General features: G+C 51.0%; 20 protein-coding genes. 7 read left to right on the top strand and 13 right to left on the bottom strand.

Annotated features, from left to right (window positions below; translation table 11 throughout):
* The first annotated feature begins 52 nt into the window (after window positions 1–52).
* The 4 genes from ACN0YR_RS20850 to ACN0YR_RS20835 all read left to right on the top strand — a co-directional run bounded on the left by ACN0YR_RS20850 (window position 53) and on the right by ACN0YR_RS20835 (window position 5436).
* Window positions 53–1201, top strand: coding sequence for a DegT/DnrJ/EryC1/StrS family aminotransferase (locus tag ACN0YR_RS20850; protein WP_417851152.1), 1149 nt, complete (start codon window positions 53–55; stop codon window positions 1199–1201).
* A gap of 241 nt (window positions 1202–1442) precedes the next feature.
* Window positions 1443–2753, top strand: coding sequence for a hypothetical protein (locus ACN0YR_RS20845; protein ID WP_417851151.1), 1311 nt, complete (start codon window positions 1443–1445; stop codon window positions 2751–2753).
* A 163-nt stretch (window positions 2754–2916) separates the two neighbouring features.
* Complete coding sequence (locus tag ACN0YR_RS20840) at window positions 2917–4623, top strand: ABC transporter permease (RefSeq protein ID WP_417851150.1); 1707 nt, start codon at window positions 2917–2919, stop codon at window positions 4621–4623.
* A 75-nt stretch (window positions 4624–4698) separates the two neighbouring features.
* A complete protein-coding gene (locus ACN0YR_RS20835; protein WP_417851149.1) occupies window positions 4699–5436 on the top strand; it encodes an ABC transporter ATP-binding protein in 738 nt (245 codons plus the stop codon).
* Window positions 5437–5522: 86 nt separating this feature from the next.
* Here ACN0YR_RS20835 and ACN0YR_RS20830 read toward each other — a convergent pair whose 3' ends face one another.
* Entirely contained in the window at window positions 5523–6023 is a 501-nt protein-coding gene (locus ACN0YR_RS20830) for a zf-TFIIB domain-containing protein (RefSeq protein ID WP_417851148.1), read from the bottom strand.
* A gap of 1140 nt (window positions 6024–7163) precedes the next feature.
* Here ACN0YR_RS20830 and ACN0YR_RS20825 point away from each other — a divergent pair.
* Window positions 7164–7565: a hypothetical protein gene (locus ACN0YR_RS20825; protein ID WP_417851147.1), complete on the top strand. Its 402-nt coding sequence runs from the start codon at window positions 7164–7166 to the stop codon at window positions 7563–7565.
* A 174-nt stretch (window positions 7566–7739) separates the two neighbouring features.
* Entirely contained in the window at window positions 7740–8498 is a 759-nt protein-coding gene (locus ACN0YR_RS20820) for a hypothetical protein (protein ID WP_417851146.1), read from the top strand.
* Between the two features lie 71 nt (window positions 8499–8569).
* Here ACN0YR_RS20820 and ACN0YR_RS20815 read toward each other — a convergent pair whose 3' ends face one another.
* The 10 genes from ACN0YR_RS20815 to ACN0YR_RS20770 all read right to left on the bottom strand — a co-directional run bounded on the left by ACN0YR_RS20815 (window position 8570) and on the right by ACN0YR_RS20770 (window position 16438).
* Window positions 8570–9895, bottom strand: coding sequence for an AI-2E family transporter (locus ACN0YR_RS20815; RefSeq protein WP_417851145.1), 1326 nt, complete (start codon window positions 9893–9895; stop codon window positions 8570–8572).
* 265 nt (window positions 9896–10160) lie between these two features.
* A complete protein-coding gene (locus tag ACN0YR_RS20810) occupies window positions 10161–10364 on the bottom strand; it encodes a hypothetical protein (RefSeq protein WP_417851144.1) in 204 nt (67 codons plus the stop codon).
* Between the two features lie 168 nt (window positions 10365–10532).
* A complete protein-coding gene (locus ACN0YR_RS20805; RefSeq protein WP_417851143.1) occupies window positions 10533–10949 on the bottom strand; it encodes a phage holin family protein in 417 nt (138 codons plus the stop codon).
* Window positions 10946–11116: a hypothetical protein gene (locus ACN0YR_RS20800; RefSeq protein WP_417851142.1), complete on the bottom strand. Its 171-nt coding sequence runs from the start codon at window positions 11114–11116 to the stop codon at window positions 10946–10948. The genes ACN0YR_RS20805 and ACN0YR_RS20800 overlap by 4 nt, the downstream gene beginning before the upstream one ends.
* A 77-nt stretch (window positions 11117–11193) precedes the next feature.
* A complete protein-coding gene (locus tag ACN0YR_RS20795; RefSeq protein WP_417851141.1) occupies window positions 11194–11643 on the bottom strand; it encodes a hypothetical protein in 450 nt (149 codons plus the stop codon).
* Between the two features lie 268 nt (window positions 11644–11911).
* Window positions 11912–12244: a hypothetical protein gene (locus ACN0YR_RS20790; protein ID WP_417851140.1), complete on the bottom strand. Its 333-nt coding sequence runs from the start codon at window positions 12242–12244 to the stop codon at window positions 11912–11914.
* A gap of 133 nt (window positions 12245–12377) precedes the next feature.
* Window positions 12378–12734 (bottom strand): CsbD family protein, encoded by a 357-nt coding sequence (locus ACN0YR_RS20785; protein ID WP_417851139.1) that lies wholly within the window; start codon window positions 12732–12734, stop codon window positions 12378–12380.
* Between the two features lie 488 nt (window positions 12735–13222).
* Window positions 13223–14278 carry an Ldh family oxidoreductase gene (locus ACN0YR_RS20780; protein WP_417851138.1) on the bottom strand — a complete coding sequence of 352 codons (1056 nt, stop codon included), beginning with the start codon at window positions 14276–14278 and terminating at the stop codon, window positions 13223–13225.
* 433 nt (window positions 14279–14711) lie between these two features.
* Window positions 14712–15449, bottom strand: a complete 738-nt coding sequence (scpB, locus tag ACN0YR_RS20775; protein WP_417851137.1) for an SMC-Scp complex subunit ScpB — start codon at window positions 15447–15449, stop codon at window positions 14712–14714.
* A gap of 158 nt (window positions 15450–15607) precedes the next feature.
* On the bottom strand, window positions 15608–16438 hold the full coding sequence (locus ACN0YR_RS20770; RefSeq protein WP_417851136.1) for a hypothetical protein: 831 nt from the start codon (window positions 16436–16438) through the stop codon (window positions 15608–15610).
* 426 nt (window positions 16439–16864) lie between these two features.
* On the opposite strand from ACN0YR_RS20770, the gene ACN0YR_RS20765 reads away from it, so the two are divergent.
* Entirely contained in the window at window positions 16865–18187 is a 1323-nt protein-coding gene (locus ACN0YR_RS20765) for a 3-keto-disaccharide hydrolase (RefSeq protein WP_417851135.1), read from the top strand.
* 304 nt (window positions 18188–18491) lie between these two features.
* Here the strand turns inward: ACN0YR_RS20765 and ACN0YR_RS20760 are convergent, their stop codons facing one another.
* The gene (locus ACN0YR_RS20760; RefSeq protein ID WP_417851134.1) at window positions 18492–20432 is read right to left on the bottom strand and encodes a sigma 54-interacting transcriptional regulator; all 1941 of its coding nucleotides are present in this window, start codon (window positions 20430–20432) and stop codon (window positions 18492–18494) included.
* Window positions 20433–20940: 508 nt separating this feature from the next.
* Window positions 20941–21681: an RsmE family RNA methyltransferase gene (locus ACN0YR_RS20755; protein ID WP_417851133.1), complete on the bottom strand. Its 741-nt coding sequence runs from the start codon at window positions 21679–21681 to the stop codon at window positions 20941–20943.
* Between the last annotated feature and the right edge of the window lie 234 nt (window positions 21682–21915).

The following is a 21915-nucleotide window of genomic DNA, read 5'->3' as shown; positions in this document are numbered from 1 at the left end:
AGCTCTCGACTCGCACTTGAAGTCGAAGGCAAGATCAGCTTACAACCTCTGCGTGTCTACTCTATCTAATATCCCTGCTTTCTCAGGCGGCGAGCCTGTGATTCCGAATGGTCCACCCGCCTGGCCCATCTCAGACGCTGCCATTCAACAGGCCTTCGCAGACTTACAAGCTTCCGGAGCTTGGGGAAAGTATCATGCAGAGCATACAACTCAGCTAGTCGAGCTGCTGAAAACTGAGTATCAGGCAGAGCATGTTTTACTCACATCCAGCGGAACCGCAGCCGTTGAACTGGCATTGCGTGGACTGAAAATCAGCAATGGTGGTGAAGTCATCCTCGCTGCTTACGACTTCAAAGCGAACTTCATTAATGTGACCCTGCTCGGAGCGACACCGGTTCTGGTCGATATTTCTAAAGATGACGGGCAACTTGATGTCGCAGAGATCGAACAGGCTATTTCTCCTCGAACAAAAGCGATCCTGACTTCCCATTTACACGGGGGAATGGTCGACATGCCGAAACTCCGCGAAGTTGCCCAGACGCATGGATTGAGCATCATTGAAGACTGCTGCCAGACATCAAGCCAGGCAAGCATTGATAAGCAAAGCGTTAGCAGTTTCGGAGATGTCGCTGTCCTCAGCTTTGGCGGTTCCAAACTTCTCTCAGCGGGAAGAGGCGGAGCCGTACTGACTTGTCGAGATGACATCGCTCAGCGAATTCGACTCTATACTCAACGCGGGAATGAAGCTTATCCGCTGTCAGAAATGCAAGCTGCGATTCTCGAACCACAACTTGACCAACTCAAAGACCGACACCAACGACGCTTGGAAGCGGTGACTGCAATTCGCAACTTGTCGGACCATTCACAGGGTCTTCGTCCTTTCTTATCAGGACCGAAGACCACAGCTGATTACTACAAACTCGGCTTCTGGTACGACGTCGATTCCTTTGCCGGTCTGTCGAGAGAAACGTTTTGCCGGGCGATGCGAGCTGAGGGAATCCCATTCGATCCGGGATTTGCGGCACTCCACCGCATTCACTCGCGTCGACGATTCCGACAAGTCGGCATTCTCGAACATGCAGATGCAGCTCATGAGTCGCTCGTGATCCTGCATCACCCATTTCTCCTGCAGGGAGCCATCGCCGCACAGCAACTCGCACAGGCTCTTGAGAAAATCAAAGCACACCCAATTCGCCTTTGATTTGACATAGAAGAGCACAGGTTCTCATTCTATGATCCGCGTTTCGTTTTCGGTTCCAACCGAAGATGCTTTGCGTTCATGCCTCAGACAAGCTGTCAGCGTGTTTCAATTTTCTTCTGAAATGTTGGCCAACTGCGTGTTACTACACGTGTTGAGCACACTTACGCTTGTGCAACTTCGCTCTCGCTCGAGAGAGGGGACAGGAAGGCCCTTCCTCACGATCTGCTCTCTCTTCCACTCAATGACGTGGCTCATCCTCGGCGTTCTGCTATGGTCGCAAGATGGGAGTGCCGAAGCATTCATTGAATGGCGAATCCCCACATCCACTCCCGAATCTGCCAGCGGGATTCTGAATTCCATTTCATTTCGATTCGATTTCGTCAGCTGGCCGTTCCTTGTGATCTTACCGCTGGCGACAATCACCTGCTGCTGGCAGAACCAAAGTTCGCATCCGGCAGCTTCTTCACTCTCGTTTCTGATGCTGGGAGCGACAGTGCTGATCGTCTCGAACGATGTGCTCACGCTCATGGCTGGGGCTGCGTTTGTCTCACTCTCACTGATCCCCTTGGCGGCGAAGCAGGGCGGACCCGTCCTGCGACAGCAAACCATCGGGTGGTTCTGGCTCTTTGCCGGACTGGCATGGCTGGTCGCCTGTGCTGCGTTTGTTCGCTCAGCCCCTCACGGTCTTCCGGGAGCCAGTACCACGATTCTCTCGGATCTGACGAGTCTGATTCAAAGATCGACCGATCAGCACCCAGCTGCCGATTTTCTCTGGAAGCAGTACCAGCTTTTGCCAGCCCTTTCGATTTTGCTCGGCATCGGCTTTTTATCGGGACTCGTACCGTTTCACACTCAAATTGTGCAACTGTTCGAAGATGGCTCGCTGCAACTTCGGGTGGGACTCATCATCGTCTCGAAAGTCGCACTTCTGCTGGCTTATAAAATTTTGATCCAACCTGATCCAGGAAGCTGGCTTGGAGTCTGCGAAGTCTTAGAGATTCCGGCATTGCTGGGGTTGGTTTACACATCGTTCTTACTGATGGCGAATTCGAGTTCGTCGCTGAGGTTGGCTCGACTTGTCGTCTGGTCGCAGCATGTCACGTTATTTTTATTGGTGACTACTCCAGAGCTTGGAATGATCATTCTCCTGCTCTCATCACTCACACAATTCGCAGCGCTCATCCTATTGTCTCTCCGCGAAGAGCTGATCCGTTCAGGGAAGTTGATGGAAAACCATTTGGCTTACGGTTTGATCGGCGTGTCGATGCTCGCGATCACATCAGGCGGAATCGGAAACTTTCTTCTCTGGCAAGCAAGCCTGCCGCTTTCGACAGAAAGCCCCACGGGCGCATCCAGGCTGGTGCTGTTTGCATTGTCGCTACTGATCTCGATCACCGGACTGCTGCGATTTTTACAAAAAGCAGAGCCGCCAACCGAGCAAACAGAAAAGGCTGACCTCCAGAAGTTCGGTCTCCCCCTGCTGGCAGCCTGGAGCGGGATCGCAATTTCGAGCAGTTTTGCGATTTTGATCTATGCCGTAATCGGATTCTGACGGTGCCCCGGGTACGAGACAGATTGCGTAAGCACTTTCATAAAAGAAACTTACAAAAAACAGAGACTGACTGAACAAGCTCTAAAATCTCGCCTCGACTCAAGTCGTGATCTGCGCTACACTCCGGCGAAATCGGCCAGTCGCCGATCGCAAAGGAGTGCGAATGTACAAGTTTTTATTAGCGAATCGATACCTGCGGACCCGCTATATTGCTCTGGCGAGCATCATTAGTGTGACATTGGGTGTCGCCACAATGATTGTCGTCAATAGTGTCATGTCTGGCTTTAGTAGCCAGATGAAGGATCGGATTCACGCCATTCTTTCCGACGTGATGATCGAAACCACCAGCACGGATGGGACCGACGATCCCAGACATCTCATGGCTGAGGTCGAAAGACTGGCCGGCAGTTACATCGAAGCGATGACTCCGACCGTAGAAATCTACGGAATGGTCAGTTTCGATTGGGCTGGCCAAACTGTTTATCGACCGGTGACGCTTGTCGGAATTGACCCCGCAGGAAAAAACCGTGTCAGTCCATTTGCTGGCTATATGCTAAGTCGGCAGGACATCACCGAGGGGGATGAAATCGTTCGAAGAGCTCAGCGTTCGCTCGATGAACCACTCAATTGGGACCTGACCAAAGAGGCTCAGGAAACTCGCAAAGAATGGGTGGAATGGGAACAGTTCAAAGAACAGTTCGATCACCAGTACAGCGAGCGAGTCACCTCTGGCGTCCCTCTCGTCGGGAATACGCCGCAGCAAGCGCCCGCTCCTCAAGAACAGGGCGTAGAACTTGCAGTCGCGAGCGAACCACCGAGTCTGGAAAACTGGGAAGATCCGTTCGTCCAGGTTTCAGGAACGGACCAGGAAATCAAAACTCTGACTCCAAGTCAGGACGCTCCACCGGTTTTCAATCATGACGATCCGTTTCTCTCTAATGCCACCAAAGAGAAAATCGACCCAACTGCTCCCTTGTTCGGACGCATTTACATTGGGGCTGGTCTGGTCAGTTTTCCTTACAAGGATAAAGCGACCGGGATCACGCACGTGATGTATATGGTCAAACCGGGCCAGGACGTCAACTTGACCACAATCAAAACCGGTAAGCCAGAACCTGCCAACTTCAAAGCGACAGTCTGTGACGTCTTCAAAAGTGGAATGAGTGAGTACGACTCGAACCTCGTCTATTGCAATCTCGAACAATTGCAAATGGCTCGCGGGATGTTGTTCTCACCCGATCCGACGAAACCGGAAGAAAATCTTGACTGGAAGAATGGCGCGGTCACGTCGCTGCAAATCAAATTGAAGGACTACAACGACGCCAGCGAAGTTGTTCGTCGTCTCCGTTCCGGACTCGAACCGGGAACCTTTCAGGTGCGGACCTGGGAAGAAAAACAGGGACCGTTGCTCGAAGCAGTCGCGATGGAATCTGCGATTCTGAATGTCCTGTTATTCTTGATCATCACCGTTGCCGGCTTTGGAATTCTGGCGATCTTCTACATGATCGTCGTTGAGAAAACACGTGACATCGGCATCCTGAAGGCACTCGGAGCCAGTTCGAGAGGTGTCATGATGATTTTCCTTTCGTACGGTCTTTCATTGGGAGTCGTCGGAAGTGGAGTGGGTGTGATTCTTGGACTGCTGTTCGTGCGGTATATCAATGAAATCGAGAAACTCCTCTCGATGATCACCGGCCGAAAAGTCTTCGACGAAGCCATCTACTACTTCCGTGAAATTCCCACCGTCGTGCACCCTGCCACTGTTGTCTGGGTGGCGATCGGGGCAATCGTGATCGCTGTGCTGGCAAGTGTCCTCCCCGCTCGGCGTGCTGCCCGTTTACATCCTGTTCAGGCACTTCGATACGAATAGTTTCGATACAAATAGCACTGTCGCATTTGCTGTCAAAAGGATCCTTGACAGCGAGGCCCTCAAGACGAGTTCCTAATGTCTCAACCGCCGACACTTCCCATGACCCCACCACTTCACTTGCGTGCGAAAGCTCTCGACAAAGCTTACCTGAAAGGTGAGCACAAAGTTCCTGTCTTACGAGGTGTGGACGCAAATGTCGGACGTGGCGAGTTCCTGTCCATCGTCGGGCAGTCCGGATCGGGAAAGAGCACTCTCATGCACCTGCTCGGCCTGCTCGATGAACCGGACGTCGGGGAAGTCTGGCTGGACGGAAACCGCATCGACAATCTCCCCGCGACAACTCGTGATCAACTTCGCAACCACGTTTTCGGCTTCGTATTTCAGTTCTATCACCTGTTGCCAGAATTGACGCTGCTTGAAAATGTTCTCTCACCGCTGATGATTCGCCACTCTGCCTGGGAGTACTGGAAGCGGAAAAACGAATTCAAAGAGAAGGCGTTCGAAATCACCAAACAGGTGGGACTCGACCATCGACTCAGCCACAAACCCTCTGAGCTTTCCGGGGGAGAAATGCAGCGAGCCGCCATCGCTCGTGCTCTGATCGGTGATCCCAGTATCCTGCTGGCAGATGAACCAACCGGCAACCTCGACACTCACACGGGTGGGGAAATCATGACACTGCTTCACAAACTCAATGATGAGCGGAAGCTGACTATTGTCATGGTGACTCACGACGACAACATCGCACAGCAGGCACAACGCATCGTCCGCCTAAGCGAAGGCCGAATCCAGGCTCTCAACGAAGCGGCATAACGAGCCCCGCTTTCCACTTTCGCAGGGGCGTTTTCCTATTTGATTTCGGATGCCAAGAAAAGTCCGGCAGGCTGGAAGCGAATCAATCAGCTCCGAAGCTGACGCTGGCCGGGGGCACGTTCAATAGCGGTGAGCTCGCCAGTATCGAGCCAGACGAGTTGGCAGCGGTGGCACGAATCGATGACTGCATTGCCCGGGCCGTAATAGGGGTGCGTTTCCATCAACTGCTGGCACTTCGGGCAGTTACGACGTTCTTTAAGTTCTGCTGGATCGATCGGAATCGGTGTCTCTTCGGCTCCCTGAAACTGGCCTCGCCGATCCCAGGCGACAGACATAAAAACGTCTCTCTCGAAAAGAATCCCCTGACAACTCGAACAGCTCTCAACGAATGCCTCATCAGCCATCGCTCTGGAGAGTTGCTGCTCGCAACCGGGACATCGATGGTCGCTGAACTCTTCGAGCAGGGTGATGCGATCCGCAGAGAGTCTGCCCGCTTTCGGAACGTTCAGAGTTCCACAATATGTGCAGACCAACCTTCCACGGCCAGCTGTTTCGTTCAGGGGACCACCACAACTCTGACACTTCATCGCATTCGCTTTCTCGTGCATTTTCGAAAATGATGTAGGCGTTCTGTCCGATGGAAAGACGCCATTCATAGAACGAAACGCATCGTTTCCGGGAGACGGTCGAGCCATCTGCTCTGACGTGAACACTCTCTCGAAAAACTATAGGTCGCGTTGAGTCACCAGGAAGTGACTCTTTTCTTCTTCAGCCTCCCCGAGAGCAGATTCATGCTTGTTTGTGCACGTAATGAAACGGTCCTCTCAAGAAACGTGGTACTCAACGAGGCAGATCCTGCAAACCAATTCGAAAGATGCCCTAGAGCAGTTTGCTCTACCGTGTGCCCGTGAAGAACGTATTTCTCCAGTAAAAATGCTGTTCGCCACGAGGCAGAACCTGCAAACCAATTCGAAAGATGCTCTAGATCAGGGAACTTTGACGCTTCAGGGACGTTCAATTTTTTGAACATCGACAAAGACATTTCGTTCAACTCTCAGGCGGTATTCAATCATCCCCGTTGTGCAAATGATCGCTCCCAACAGGCTCTTGAATACGTAAGTCCATTACACAATGCCTCTTACAGCAAAGGTTCGGTCGCAACGATTATATGAATTCTACAGCTGGCACGGCCTGTGCGTATTGCCCTGATTACACAAGCAGTAGCAATAATCGCGGTCGCCAAGGTCGCATCAAATACAACGCAACTGAGAGAGCACTGTTCCCTGACCTGCTGATCCCAGGTCGCCCGCTCTCTTCAGTTCCCTGTGATGAGTTGATTCAGTCAGTCGGACACGCAACCTGACTGACTGAATCTCTCATCTCTGAAACACCCAGAGTACATTCGTGCTTTTCAAGTCCGTGAAGCTGATCGTTCATCAAAGAAAGACGGAACTCCACGAGACAGAACGCGAATACCGTATCAAATAAGGCAAGAGAGACGTTCCAAAAAGTTGCTTTCGCTCTCTGCCTCGTGACGAACAGCCTGTGAAGTCGCGACTGCGTTTTTGACGGGCACAAAAAGCACTGGAAGCGCTTTGACAGGTCGAGCGTCTGACCGACTTGCCAACAAGCTGACGAATCCGCTTCAGGATGGTCTCAACCACAGAGCCTGGCGATTCGTGCTGAATTGACTGTCTCACTTCAAAGATAATATAGGGAAACATGCCATGCTTTTACTGACACTTTTCAACGATGAAACCGGTTTTATTGTCTCCGCAGAACTCATTCTCATAGGCACCTTGCTGGTCCTGGGGATGATTGTTGGCCTCAGCGAAGTGCAACATGCTGTGACTCAAGAATTGAATGATGTTGGAGACGCGTTTGGGTCCTTAAATCAAAGTTATTGCTACTCCGGATTCAGTGCCCGTAAAAGGTTCGGAGGATACTGTGGCTTCAAGTCGATCACGACCGGGTCCATTTTTGTTGACACACAGGATGAATGTGATTGGAATCAATGCTCAATCAGCTGTGATCCTCCAACTCAGGAAGTCAGCAAGCAAAATCGGACCGGATCAGTCATCATTGAAAAACATCATTCCCCAACACCTGCACCTGCACGAGTCAAGTAAACAGAGCGAATGAACTCAAACTCAAGAGTTTGACTTACACAAAACGAACACAGCCGGTCACGCAAAAGTGACCGGCTGTGTTCGTTTTTAGTGCTTTCCAGAACAGACATTGTCCTATTCTCGGATTTTCGACATATTCCGGGGATACATAAATACTTCTGGGAAGGGACTCCCTTGCGAATTCAAGAAAAAAAAGTGCTCACTGCCTGGCCTGGCTGGCTGTTGGGCCTACTCATCGCGTGCGTCTTAGTAGATGTCTTCCTCAAAATTGTCGACTCGTCAGTGCCGGTCAGTTTCCTGGGAACGGTTCCGTTTCTGGTTCTAGCGGTGTATGGAATCACTTGTTGTCGAAAGCTAAATTCCGGGGCAATCGCATCACTGATCCTGGGGAGCATTCTGGCCTGCCTGTTCACGGCCAGTTTGATTTCCTTTGAAACTCCGCTCAGCATGGGCATCAGTGCAGCCATGTTTGGAATCGTGTTATGCGCGATTCCTGTGACAGCGGCCCTTGCGAAGAACTCTGAGCCGCAGGAGTCAGCAGAGCCTGCGCTGGCTTCTCCTACGGTTTCTGAGGCGTCTGTGGACATTCAAGAGAGCGACGAGGAAAGCGAAATGGAAGCGGAGGAAATCCTCCAGTCCTGGCGGCGGTTTCGTCTATTCGACGGCACCGAACGGCTTGAGGGAACCCTCTCCGTGCACTTTCTATCGGGGGAACGTATCCGCCATTGTCACCTTCCGGTCTCTCCCGCTTTCCAGTCTCTCCCGGAAGGTTGGTGCGAAAGCTCAGACGCAGACGTTCAGGTCGAATTCAGTTTGCTTCAAACGTACGGTGTCCGCGTGAGTGCTCGTCGCGGGCTTCGCAGCTTAGACGAACGCACAATCGAACTCACAATCGTGCTGGTCTCCGCTCAACCAAGCCGCTCAGCTGCGTGACCCGACATGCCAGACTTTTCAAGTCTTCGCGCTCTTGGCTGCTGTCGAAACGCGACTCGTTCTGAAATCGATTACGAAGGATCACCACGTTCGCGAGTATCTCCAATCATGATCGCGATCGGGAGTGTCCTTTCGAAACCTTCACAGGCGATTTTCGTAATTGCGAGTAACGGGACTGCTAGAATGGCTCCGCCAAGTCCCCAGGCCCAGCCCCAAAAAATCAGAGCAATAAAGACAAGGATCGGGTTTAAGTTCATTCTCCGTCCCAAAATCGATGGGGTGATAAAGTTCCCCTCGATGGTGGTCAATGTAAGAAAGACCATTGGTGGAACACACGCATAGAGCAGGGAATCGAAGGCCAGGAAGCTGACCGCAAGCAGGATCGCTCCACCGGCGAGAGCTCCCAGAATCGGAATATAATTAAAACTGAATGCCATAAACCCCCACAGCATCGGATTAGGGACACCACAAAGATACATCGAACCAGCCACTGCAACACCCAACAGAAAGTTTATGACAGTGACCGTGAGCAGATAAGAAGCGATGCCCCGCTCGACACCGTGAATCAGCTCAACCGCCCTTTTTTTCTCTGAATATGTCGACATAAGATGGAGCGCGCTGTTAGTCAGGTCATCCCCGTAGGCGAGAAAAAAGAACGACAACGTGAGGACCAACACCATACTGCCGATGATGTTTCCTGTTGTACTCATGATCGCCAGATTACTCGAAAGCGACGACTGCTTGATTTGAACGGAGATCGGCTCGACGGCCCCGCCATTTGTCGCGTCTTGAATGACTTCAGAAGATTTGGAGATCCCGCCGAACTTTTCTCGCAACGGCTGAAGCTTCTCTTTGAGTAGCTTAATGTTTTGAGGCGCATCCGCAGACCATTGCTGAGCAGGTTCAAGTACCCGAAAGATCGCGACCAGGCTGAACAGCACTAAGACAAAAACAATAATCAGCGCCCCAACAGTGTTGGGAATATGCCTTCGCTTCAGCACCCGGACAATGGGACGCAACGTAAATGCGATGAGCAATGCAAATGTAATCGGAAGAGCAATGGCTCGCGTCAGAAAGAGTGTATAAAGCACTGCCAGTCCGGCCAGAATCATCAGTGCCACAGATTCCCGTTGTTCGAAGCGGACAAACCTCCGTAACATTTTCTGGGACTGATCTTCTTCGCTCTCCTTTGAATCATCTTTGGCAGTTTGACTCGACGAACTCAGTGTCGCTGGCTCCTCATGCTGGTCACTCGCAATTTCGCTCGCAGTTGCATCGACGTGCGAGGAGAGCTTTTCAGCTGGAGAGGACCGCGAATCCGAATTATCCGATCCGCTCTCTGGCTCCCCCGCGAGAGGCTTGCCAGTGGGGTCAACAACCTTAATTGAGGTGTTCATGGAATTCATTCAAGTGAGAACAGGATCAATAATCATGCTCACGGAAAACGGAGAGGATGCCATTCGCACGCTTTCGTGTCCATCGCGTCCGTGACGATCACCTTTGTGACTTCGCTGGCTACTTACCATGATCCACGGTCGAACACCAAAACGAAGTTCATAATTCAGCCCTGACAAACATTGAATGTCTCATCGAAGGTCGAATCAACCTCGACGACTCCAAAAGTCCTGCCAGGGCTTCATTGGAAAAATTTGAGCCCAACCCTTACCAGGGCTTCAGCTTCCAACCCACAAGAAAACCAATCCCGAAGCACCACAGAGCGGCTGTCTGAGGCTGTTGCTTCGCAAATTCAACCACATACTTTTGCACATCCTCAACAGGGTTGAGTTGCTGTGAGGATACTTTGCCGGCTGATCTTGGTGGCATGTACTGTTCGAGTGGGGCAGTTTGAGATTCAGATTGATTCATTGGTTTGATCCCTGTTTGAAATATGTTGTGTAAAACATTTGCACTGTCTCATACGCAGAGATGAGTGCTAAAAGTTTTGAAAACCAGCCTCGCTTGCGACTTTAAGTATCAGTGAATTGGTCGTGAATCTTCGCTGATTCGGATTGCTGCGTTCATAAAACGAAGACCTTAATCGTCATCTGAGAATGCGTCTCGAAACCAGTTCAGGTTGTTTGAAAGTTCTTCTTTTGAACGGGTCAGTTTTTCTGCTGAGTAAGTAATCCGTCTCGCTGCCCAATACAGCAATCCTCCAGCAACCGCGATCCCCGCAATTCCAACAGTGAAAAAGGCTGCATGCTCAGACCAGTTGAGCTGACTTTCCAGGAAGGCACTGAGCCCGAAAAACAAAACGATCAGACCACACACCAGCGTGAGACTCGCGAAAACGACGAGGGCAAGTCCGATCTTGGCCTGACTCCAAAAGTCCTGAACATCAACCGTAAACAGTTGCAATTGAAGATCGACGAGCTTGATAGCATCGCCAACCAAGCCTCTCAGATTTTTGCTCACGTGCTCCCGAGGGGCATGTCCCTCCTCTGACTTCACGCTTTTCTCTTGACGACCCATCCGAGAGCCATTCCACACACGATCGCTCCGCTCAGGGCGATCACTGGATTGTCTTGTACCCACGTTTTCCATCGATTCACCTCTTGCTTTAAGGATGTCTTCGAGCCTTTCTCGCCTGAAGCTTCTCGCATCTCAGGTGAAGTCAACGAATTTGTTCTTCCGTTCCCAATCATGTTTCATCTCATCTTGCGTTCGATCATCGGGTGCTCTTTGCAACGTTCAATCAATTAACTTCAACTTCGTTCACAGACGCTTTATCGTCCGCAGCCATTGTGCCGGAGACTTTTCCAAATTGTTGCCCAGCGTAGGCCAGGGCTGCCCGAAGAGCAGCATTCGTTGCCAACGTGGTTGCCGAACGAACCCAGGACTTCTTTTGTTTTCGTTGTGCGTGAACCTTTATGTCACCCCGTTCAATGAGGTTTTGAACTGTTTGCTCATCGAGCTGAATCTCTTGTCGCTTCTTCCGCGCAGGAACGATAAAAAATCCAATCAGCGCTGCAGCTCCGACGCCAACCCAGGGATGTGATCTCATCTGGTGATGGATGCTGAGCAGATTCCCTGCTCCTTTTTTCAGTCCCTTAACCTCGCGGTCCATTTGATTTCGAATGCGGCCCATTCGATCACGAATTCGGCAAGCATCCTCCGCACATTGAATTTCATTCCTAGGCATCATCACTCCAGTCAAACACAGAATTGTTTTTGAGCTCTAACAAAATTTGAATAGCAACCATCGCATCGTTTGACGAACAAGATCTGTTCCGAACAGATGAGCTGAATCGATGAACTGGGCCGAGCGAGACATCAGCAGGGTCTTGGTGGTTCACTCATGCCCAGCAGCAGCCAGAATCATTTTCCGGCATCGTATTCGTGACATGCCTCGTGGCGAGCAGCCTGTGAAGTCATAAAAGTGAACTTCACGGGCACGACAAGCATTGAAAATGCTAGCTTCTGTAAAATGCTCCTCGCATTTTTTCAGGGACAACTTTCGCCATCGAATCACCAAGCATGCTGCTGATGTCACCAAACGAATGGTGAGTTGAGACCTGTTTTTCTTTCGAAGTGATCATCGCTGCCGCGACACCGGCTCCCACGATCAGACCAAATCCAAAAACCGACAAGACTGCAGTCAGCGGATGCTCTTTGGAAAAATCTGTAACGTAACCGCCCACGTTCGGCTCTTCATGGTAGTCTCGAACATCGTGAAAATCGGTTGCCTTCCCTGTCCCGCGAAACGGAACGCCTGTGGGATTCGTTTGTTTGTCAAAGCCATTCATCTTGATTTCTCCAGCCTTAGAAATTGTCACGTGAAGAGTGATTCAGACCTGTCCCAAAACTTGAATTTAGCTCTCAATACGAGAGGCCATTACAATGCCTGTTCTGGGCAGACCTGAGAACCTTGGTGAAACACTACCGGCGAGGATAGAGAATCAAACCAACAAGAAGTCCGGTGACGACTCCAGCTCCGAGGGCCACTCCCAGCGATTCCATGGGCTTGCGTCTCACCAATTCTTTGGCATGGTCGAGCTGCACTTCCATCTGCTCGCTCACACCTTCATAAGCGCCATAGATGTTCTGAATCGTGCTGTCCACGTACTTCTGAATTTCTTCCTTGGCGGCGCCGGTCTTTTCATGAATCAGCCCCACCAGCTGTTCGGTGTTTCCACGGAATTGGTCGAGCGTATCTCCAGACAACTCGCCCCATTTTTCGATCAACTGTCCCTGGACCTGTTCCCATTTCCCTGTCAGTTCTTCGCGAGTCACCATTGTGATTCCCCTTATCTTTGATGTTGATTGATTCATCGTTAGCCGTAGTCATGGCTAGAGCGAACTGCGTGCCAATCCCCAAAAAGCACCCAAAACCCTAAAGAAACGCGGGTTTCGAGGTAATTCTTCCCGAAAGTTGAGCGGCTCGCAATCAAGCTGCTTTGCAACCTTCCACCAACGGAATCAGAAAGAAAGCTCAACGAGGCGGTGGATTTTCGAAATGTCCAAGGCCCTGACGATCGAGACCCGCCGGGTGAAAAAGAGAGACCTGCAAAAACGTTCAGTCAGCTGCAAGCTTGCAGCGAGAAAGAGACCGACACGATTAGACTGCCGGCCCGATCATCCGATCGGTCCGAGCAGTCATCAGAACAAACAGTGAGATCTCAGAGATCTGCAGGCGCAAGAATCTCACTGGAACAACACAAACGACTTTTCGCCAACAACGTAGATCGCAGCCTGTTTCCGGATCGTCGAAGTCAGCAGGTTGCTCAGTCAGGAAATGCCGCGAGCGACACGTTCAAGCTTGCTGCAAGTTCTTTCAATTGACGCCACGTTTCATCCGGGATATTGACTCCATTCGCCTGACGTTCGACTTTGCGACGCTCTTCGATTTCTCCGGGAAGTAAAATTTCATCCACGCCGGGGAGTCTGGGGCAATCTTTAATGTGGCTGACATATTTGCTCATCCATTGATCGTACTCATCTTGCGACAGGAACTGTTCCACATCGATCAAGTACATCCAAACACCATTCGCACCACGAGGAAGATCCGTTCGGCAGACGCCGCTTCCAGAGAGCATCCCGCAGAAGACATCGACCATGACCGACAATCCCGAACCTTTGTGCCCGAGGAGCGGTCCACCCAATGGCAGGATCGAACCAAAAGGTTTGTCGTAGTATGCATTCGGATCGGTTGAAGGATTTCCATGTCCGTCGATGATCATTCCTTCTGGAACCGATTGTCCAGATTGTTTTGCGACGCGCAACTTTCCTTCGGCTGTCGCACTGGTCGTCATGTCCAGAACCAAATGTCCATTGAGCGATGGTGCAGCCATGCTGATCGGGTTCGTCCCGAGGCGGCGTTCCATCCCTCCAAAGGGGGCGACACCTCCAGGTCCGGGAGCATTCACGGACATCATCGCGGCGAAGCCTTCCTCGGCAGCATCGTGAGTATACGCTCCTAACCGACCAATATGATTGCAATTCCGCATCATCACAGTCGCTGTCCCAGCGGTCCGGGCGATTTCAATTCCCAGCGCCAGACCTTTGCGAGCTGTCACCTGTCCGAAGTTGAAGTGCCCATCGATAATCGCAAACGCTCCACCCTGTTTAACGATTTCGAACTCTCCGTTCGGTTTCACATGCCCATCGCGCACAAAGTCGATGTATTGCATCAAACGCATCACACCGTGGCTGTCGTGACCAACAATATTGGCATCGGAAAGTTCCTGAGCCACAATTTTCGCGTCTTCTGGTGGAATCCCTGCACCACAAAGAATCCGATTTGCGAGCTCGAATAACTGGCTTTGATTAAGAACAGGCATAGAGGACGTTTTTCTTAACTGAATTGACTACGAATGTGGAACAGGCTGAATCAAAGCGCATTGTGATGCCCCGATTCATCACTCGTCATTTAGTATAGTTGACCGCAACCAAGATGAGAAGAAATCGCCGATGCGTGCCAAGGGTTTATTTCTCACTTTGGCAACGGAGATTGTCTGGTCGGCAGAGGCGTTTTGCTAAGCAGAAACTTCTGAAAGTGGGACGAGTGCTTAGAGAAAAGCGATCTCACAGAGCATGTTCAGGTTTGGCCTGCAGTAATATCGCTACATCTTTGGCGGCCATTTCATCGCGGTGACTCACCGGTGGCTAAAGAGATAGGGGGAAACTGAAGTACTGAACTGCAGCCATCCGCCTCATCCCTATTCAATCTTCATGATGATGTTCAGGCTCGGATAGTATGCGGAATGCCCGTTGTCAGGCTGCCAGTTGGTCCGGCTCTTCGCCTTCTGTGAGTTCGGCGTCCTGCTCTGGGTCCGGTTGTTTGCTCAACTGGTCTGCCATTGGAAGTTGATTCAAATTGGTTAAGCCGAAGGTTTCCAGGAACAGCTTTGTTGTTCCGTACAGATAGGGTCGGCCCAAGGAGTCGTCTTCACCAACGATCCGGACGAGACTTTTTTCCATCAGCTGTTTGATCATTTCGGAAGCCTGAACACCTCGAATCGATTCGACATCTGCACGGGTACATGGTTGTCGATAAGCAATAATCGAAAGAGTTTCCATCGCCGGGGCTGAGAGTTTCATGTATGACTGGCGGTCGTGGATACGGTCCAACCATTTTGAGAGCCTCGGAAGCGTAAACATTTTATACCCCACCGCGACGCGCTCAATGCGAAAGGCTGAGCCATCGGCATCGTAGTTGGCATTGAGCTGCTCGATCAGTGAGGCTGCTTCTTTCACATCTGCCAAGGTTGCCACTTGCATCAACTTGCGGAGCGAGAGAGCCCGCTCTGCGACGAAAAGCGCAGCTTCCAGGCGAGCCATTTTCGGGGAACGTGTGGTGGCTGTTTCTTGAGAAGTATTCTCGATCAGTTCAGCGGCACGTCGAATTCGGAAGCACCATTTCCAGCCAGATTCAGCTTGCCCCAAACGCGACAACGCAACTTGGCACGTTCCTGAGGGATTGCCAAATTGCGTTGTTTGCTTCGTCAACATTGGAATCATTCACGCTAACAAAACCTGACTCAGTTTTTAAATCAGTGTTTAAACCGAGTGAATCACAACGGTTTCAACATGATGGTGAAACAGGGCTGTTAGAGACTTTCGATATCTATCGGGTGAATCATCGTGGTCATTTCACGAAATCACCGCTTTTAAAAACGTGCACCGGAAATGGAATTATTGGCTTGGTAATTCTTTCGAATCCAGTTGTCGATCTGGCTGATCACCTGATTCGTGGCGACGAGCGGATCGTTTCCTTCTGCTTCAAAGCGGTGAGTCACCTGTGGAGAATCGGCGGGGCGATACAGGCACACAAACAAAAAGTTGCCTTCTTGCCCACCTCGTTCAAGGTGATACTTTTGAATTCCGAGTTCCGCTAAACGAGCAGAGGCCTGATGCCATGTCAGCAATTGGACTGAAGTCTCAGTCGTGTTACTTGGACGGCTCGAGTTCATTTCGTTGAACGGGTTATGCGTAACCGAACCTGCCTGGGTGTTCGATGTACGGAGATTCCCGGCGGTGGCTGGTTGAGCTGGAAACTGTTGAGGAATCCCCATCGAGGCCGGGGGAGCTGCGTTATCGACTATGCGATTTCCCAGTGAATGTGCTGGGGGAAGCGCTCTCTGAGGAGCGGAATCTGGGGTCTGGATATGTTGCTGTTGTTGCATCCCATTCTGTTGTCCCCAAGACGGAGCAGATGCATTTCCATGTGCTGGCATAGAATGATGGGGAGGCGCATCCTGAAGTTGACCTTGAGGCGTTTGCTGCCCGGCAGATTGTTGATTTTCCCACGGATTTTGATCGTATGGATCGCGAATCACAATATCATCGCTTGGCGATGCACTTAACGGAGTCATTTGCGGGACTCCGAAAATCGCCATGAATCCGACGGCTGTCACCGGTACGGAAAACAGAAATGTTAAAAGCGAGCTACCTAATTTGCCCATGTGCGTAACCTCCATGCGGTGCACGTGTTCTGCCATCCATCCCTGTCATCCGGCAGGACACTCCCGTTTCGGGGCTGTGACTTCCATCACCGAGAATTCGTTGATTTTCGTCACGGATTATGAAGTGGAAGGAGCAACGGGTTTGACTCCTCTCGATTGCGATCGTTCGCAAAACGCCACCTCAATATGTTGAATCGGCAGAATATGCCAGTTTCTGGAATTAGGACAATAGCAATCTGCCTCAATTTGGTTCGCAAACCGTGAAACAGTTCGATACGCTTTTTAGTGGCTCGATTCTCATCATGATTTTCCGATGCCGTGCTGAACTATTTCGAAGTCGACAAAGTCTGTTCACTTCGACCAGAGTACGATGACAGAGACCGTTCCGTCACAGACACCAATACCTGTTTCGTTGTGATCGATCGGATTGCGACAACTATCAAGACCTGAAGGGGAAGAACCTTGCGCGTTACTGCCTGTTTACTCACACTGACCTGCCTTTGCTCATTTGCAGCGGCAGAGAACGAAGCTCCGGAAGGCTACCGTTCTCTTTTCAATGGGAAAGACCTCACAGGTTGGCACGGAATGCCACACTTCAATCCAGATCAACTGGCTGCCATGTCTGAAGAAGACAGAGCTGCCAAGATGAAAGAGTGGAATCAGTCAATTTCCGAACACTGGAAAGTGGCAGATGGAGCCATCGTCAACGATGGCCATGGAGCTTACCTGACAACCGACGATTCCTTCCGGGACTACGAATTACTCATCGATTACAAAACTGTCCCGACCGCAGACAGTGGAATCTATCTGAAAAATACTCCGCAAGTTCAGATTTGGGACCATACACATGAGCCCGCATTTAAACACGGATCTGACAAAGGCTCAGGAGCTCTGTGGAACAACAGCGCCGGAGCACCTGGAAAATTCCCCACAAAAGTGATGGACAAACCATTCGGAGAATGGAACCAGTTCAAAATTCGTCAAATCGGTGCCCGCACAACAGTTTGGCTCAACGGCGAAAAAGTTGTCGACAACGCCATCATGGAAAACTACTGGGATAAAGAACGCAAAGTTCCATTGCGAGCGAGCGGACAGATTCAATTGCAAACACACGGTGGTGAAATTCAGTGGCAAAACATTGCCATCAAAGAGTTCACTCCCAAGGAAGCTGTGAAGATTCTCGCAGAAGAACGTGGAGAAGGTTTCGAGAGCATCTTCAACGGAAAAGACCTGAAAGGCTGGAGCGGCCCAACCGAGAACTATGAAGTTGTCGAAGGCAGCATTCGCTGTAAGGAAGGCAAAGGCGGAACACTGCATACCGACAAGAAGTACGCCGACTTCGTAGCGAGCGTCCAGTTCAAAGTTCCACCCGGAGGCAACAATGGACTCGCCATTCGCTACCCGGGCAAAGGGAACCCAGCCTTCGATGGCATGACAGAGCTTCAGGTTCTCGACTCAGAACACCCCAAGTACGCCAAGCTCGATCCACGACAATACCACGGATCTGCATACGGAATGGCAGCTGCGTTTCGTGGCTACCTGTACGAGCCTGGTGAATGGAACTATCAGGAAGTGACAGTTGTTGGCCCAGAAATCACAGTCGAGTTGAACGGAAACATCATCCTGAAGACCGACCTGAGTAAAATCACGGACTACATGCACAAAAATAAAGACCCAAAGGTCGATACACATCCAGGCAAAAACCTGAAAGAAGGTTACTTCGGATTCGCTGGGCACAACGACGCCGTCCAGTTCCGCGAAGTTATGATCAAAGAACTCAAGTAGAACAGATTCGAGTTTCTCGTGTTCGTGAAGAGCGGACTCCACGAGAGCATTTTTGAAAAGATCTCTCTAACCTGCCTGAACGATAAGCGTTGGAGGAACCACAAGGTTTCTTCAACGCTTTTTTCGTGAAACCAGTCCGAAATTTGTGGAATAGAGCATCTTTCGAATTGGTTTGCAGGTTCTGCCTCGTGGCGAACAACATTACCTAGAGAAATGCGTTCTTCACGGGCACACGGTAGAGCAAACTGCTCTAGAGTTGCTTGTGTCGTCCAGAACTCAAGCTGCCAAACACCCAAGAGAAGTCTTACGGTTTGACGTCATCAACTTCCATTCCGAGCTGACGCATTTTCCGGTACAGGTTCGAGCGATGCAGGTCGAGGAATTCCGCAGCGTCGCTCATGTTCCCCTGCATCCGTTTAACGGCTCGCTTAATGTACTCACGCTGGAATTTGTTTGTCGCCTCAGCAAGCCCGATCCCATCCGAAAGATCGTCAAACGCATCACGTTGTGGGCTGAGAATAAACGCAAGGTCTTCAACCTCGACGCGGTCACCATTGGATAAGAAAGCGACACGCTCCATCAGGTTCCGAAGCTCGCGCACATTTCCTGGCCAGCCGTGCATCTGCAGTCGCTTCTCAGCATCGGAAGAGATCGGCAGCGGTTTACGATTCGCGTCTGCACAGAATCGTTTGAGAAAGAAACTCGCCAGCGGAACGATATCTTCTGGACGATCACGCAGTGCGGGGAGTTCGATCGTCACAACACTTAGGCGATAGTACAAATCCTGTCGAAATCGTTTCTCACGAACACTTTCCACCAGATTCGCATTTGTGGCCGCCAAAACACGAACATTGACAGGAATCGACTGCGTCCCCCCAACGCGAGTGATTACTTTCTGCTCCAGAACTCGCAGCAACTTCGCTTGCCCGCCAACACTCATGTCTCCGATTTCGTCAAGAAAGAGCGTCCCCCCCTCAGCGAGTTCAAACTTTCCAATATGAGTCGCCTGAGCATCGGTAAAGGCCCCCTTTTCATGACCGAACAGCTCACTTTCGAGAAGCGTTTCTGTCAAAGCTGCACAGTTGACAGCTACGAAAGGTCGCGACGCGCGCGGTCCCTGATGATGCAGAGCCTGAGCAGCAACTTCTTTTCCTGTTCCACTTTCACCAAGTACCAAAACTGGCAAATCGGTCGCAGCGAGCCGTTCAATTGTTCCACGGAGAGCGTTGATCGACTCACTCTCACCGATGATCGCAACGCCAGTCGAGACCCTCTCAGAGAGGTTCTGATTGCTGCGAACCAGGTTTTCCAACTCCAGGGTATTCTTGATGGCAATCGAAGTTTGCACACCAAAATCCTGCAGCGAATTCAGGTCATCATCGTTGAAATCCCCATCCAGCTTATTGATGAGCTCGAAGGCTCCGATGCATTCGCCATCCGCATCAAAGAGTGGAACACAAAGCAGATTTCGTGTGGTGTAGCCACTTTTTTTATCGACAGTCTGATCGAAGCGTGTATCGGTGTAGGCATCATCAACAACGATCGGTTTCGCACCATGAATGGTATCGCCGACAATCCCTTTGTTGTCAGGCAGAAAGAGCTTCCCTCCTTCGACACCCAACGCCGGACAGGCGATGAGAAGTTTTTGTTCCTTGTCCCAGATGAAGATACTTGCACGGTCTGTTTTTAAGAGCCGGCACGCCTCTTCAGCGATCCGTTCCAGAAGAGTTTGCGTATCCTTCTCCCCAGCGAAGGAGTGCGCCAAGCCGATCATCGTTCTCATTCGGTCGACATGACGCTCCGCTTTGGCGACTCGATTGAGCTGGTTCAGTCGCTGACCGACCACTCGCCCCACTCCCAAACCTTCAGTCAGTTGAGAAGCATCGAGGCGCGGTCCCGAAAGAACGAGGACATGCTGAGCCGATGAAGCGGTCGGCAAGAGCATCACAGGGCTGTCGTCCGCAGACCTTGTCCAAACAGCAGCATCTTTGTCGACCACTTCGGCGAGCAAAGCTCCGGGTAACGACGCCAAAGGCTCTCCACGAGAGACGATTGTTTCCCAATTCCGGTTTCGGACGACCAACGAACAGCGAGGGACACCGAACTCCGCTGCAATCTCGGTGACGATTTCAGGAAGGAGATCGACTTGAACGAGTCGCTCACAAAAGCGAATCAGGGAAGAGTAGGTCGCTGTTCGTTGCAACCAAGGGGCCTCGACCCACGACATCCATTGAGTATCCTCCATTGAAACTGCTCCCGCTTCCCTGCTCAAAGAGCAGCGTACTCGACTCTGTGTGACTGCGATGAGCCGTCTTCATGCATCGATCATGTACGATCACGAGACCGGATCTCTTCGCCGAAATGAAGACCGCATTAAATTGACTGCGCCAATTTATGGCTGGGCATTATTTCGCGACAGAGACGCGTAGTCAAGGCGACGACATTATTTAGAGCATCTTTCGGATTGGTTTGCAGGTTCTGCCTCGTGGCGAACAGCATTTTTACTAGAGAAATGCGTTCTTCACGGGCAAACGGTAGAGCAAACTGCTCTAGCTCGAACAAAAAATGGACAAGCTCCCGGAGTCCCTGTCACCCAACCTGATTCCAGAGTGTTGTCAGGATTTCCAGCGCGTCTTTCGAATTGGTGTTCGCGATCTGTCTCGCGGCATCAGCGTATGACATCAGCGTATGGACTTGTGAAAATGTACTTCGCGGACAAGAGAAGCATTGGAGACGCCCTGAACAGATCTGATTCAGTCAGATCGCAGCGAAAAGTTTGAGACGAGCAGGCTCGCAACCGCGATGGCAGCTGTCTCAATACGCAAAACGTGCGGAGAAACCGAGAGAGGCTGCCCGCCCCATTCACGAAGTTGATCGATTTCCGCCTCCGTCAAACCTCCCTCTGGACCAATGACAACGACGACTCCATTTTCATTACAACTTTTGAAACTTAATGATGTTACGACGTCTTCCCGGGGAACGTCTCCATAAAGCAGCTGATCATTTCCAGAGAGAGACTCAGGCAATTGCTGCAAGTCAATCGGCGCTGCGATCTCCATGAATTCGTCTCGCCCCGATTGTTTACAGGCAGCGATCATTGTCTGATGCAACTTCTCCAGTTTCGTCCCTCCCGGAAGAACAACCGAATGTTCCGTTCGCAGGGGAATGAATTGAGCGACACCAATTTCAGTCGCTTTCTCGATCAGCCAGCGAAAGCGATCTCCTTTCGGTGGAGCGACTGCCAAAGTCACCCGAGGCAACTTTTTTACGCAGGGTTGTGGGGCATTCAATAGCTCAAGATCGGCATCACGTTTCCCAACCCGAATCAACTTCGCTTCCGCCCGCTGGCCTCGACCGTCGAAAAGTTCGACCAGATCATCGACTTTCTTGCGGAGCACTTTGGAAAGATGGTGTGCTTCTGAGCCTGTCAAGTTGACGACACCCTTGGCTGTCGCGTGTCCCCAGTCGCCATCAAAGTAAAAGCGGTCAGCCATAAAACATTTCCAATGTTTCTCTTGTCCGCGAAGTACGTTTTCACAAGTCCATACGCTGACGCCACGAGACAGCACTGTTAAGACGAATTTTGGATTTGCCCTAGAATAAAACAGTTTCGGAAAGAGCTCAAAGGAGACAAAATTTCGAGATGGGATTCAGATATGAACCTGCTTGGCATGAAAGCAGATTCAGGTTTCTCGTGAAGAATTTGTATTCAGCCTCTCCGTAGTGAC

Source organism: Thalassoglobus sp., from assembly GCF_048270125.1.
Classification (GTDB): Bacteria; Planctomycetota; Planctomycetia; order Planctomycetales; family Planctomycetaceae; genus Thalassoglobus.
This window is presented reverse-complemented; position numbering and strand designations above follow the sequence as displayed.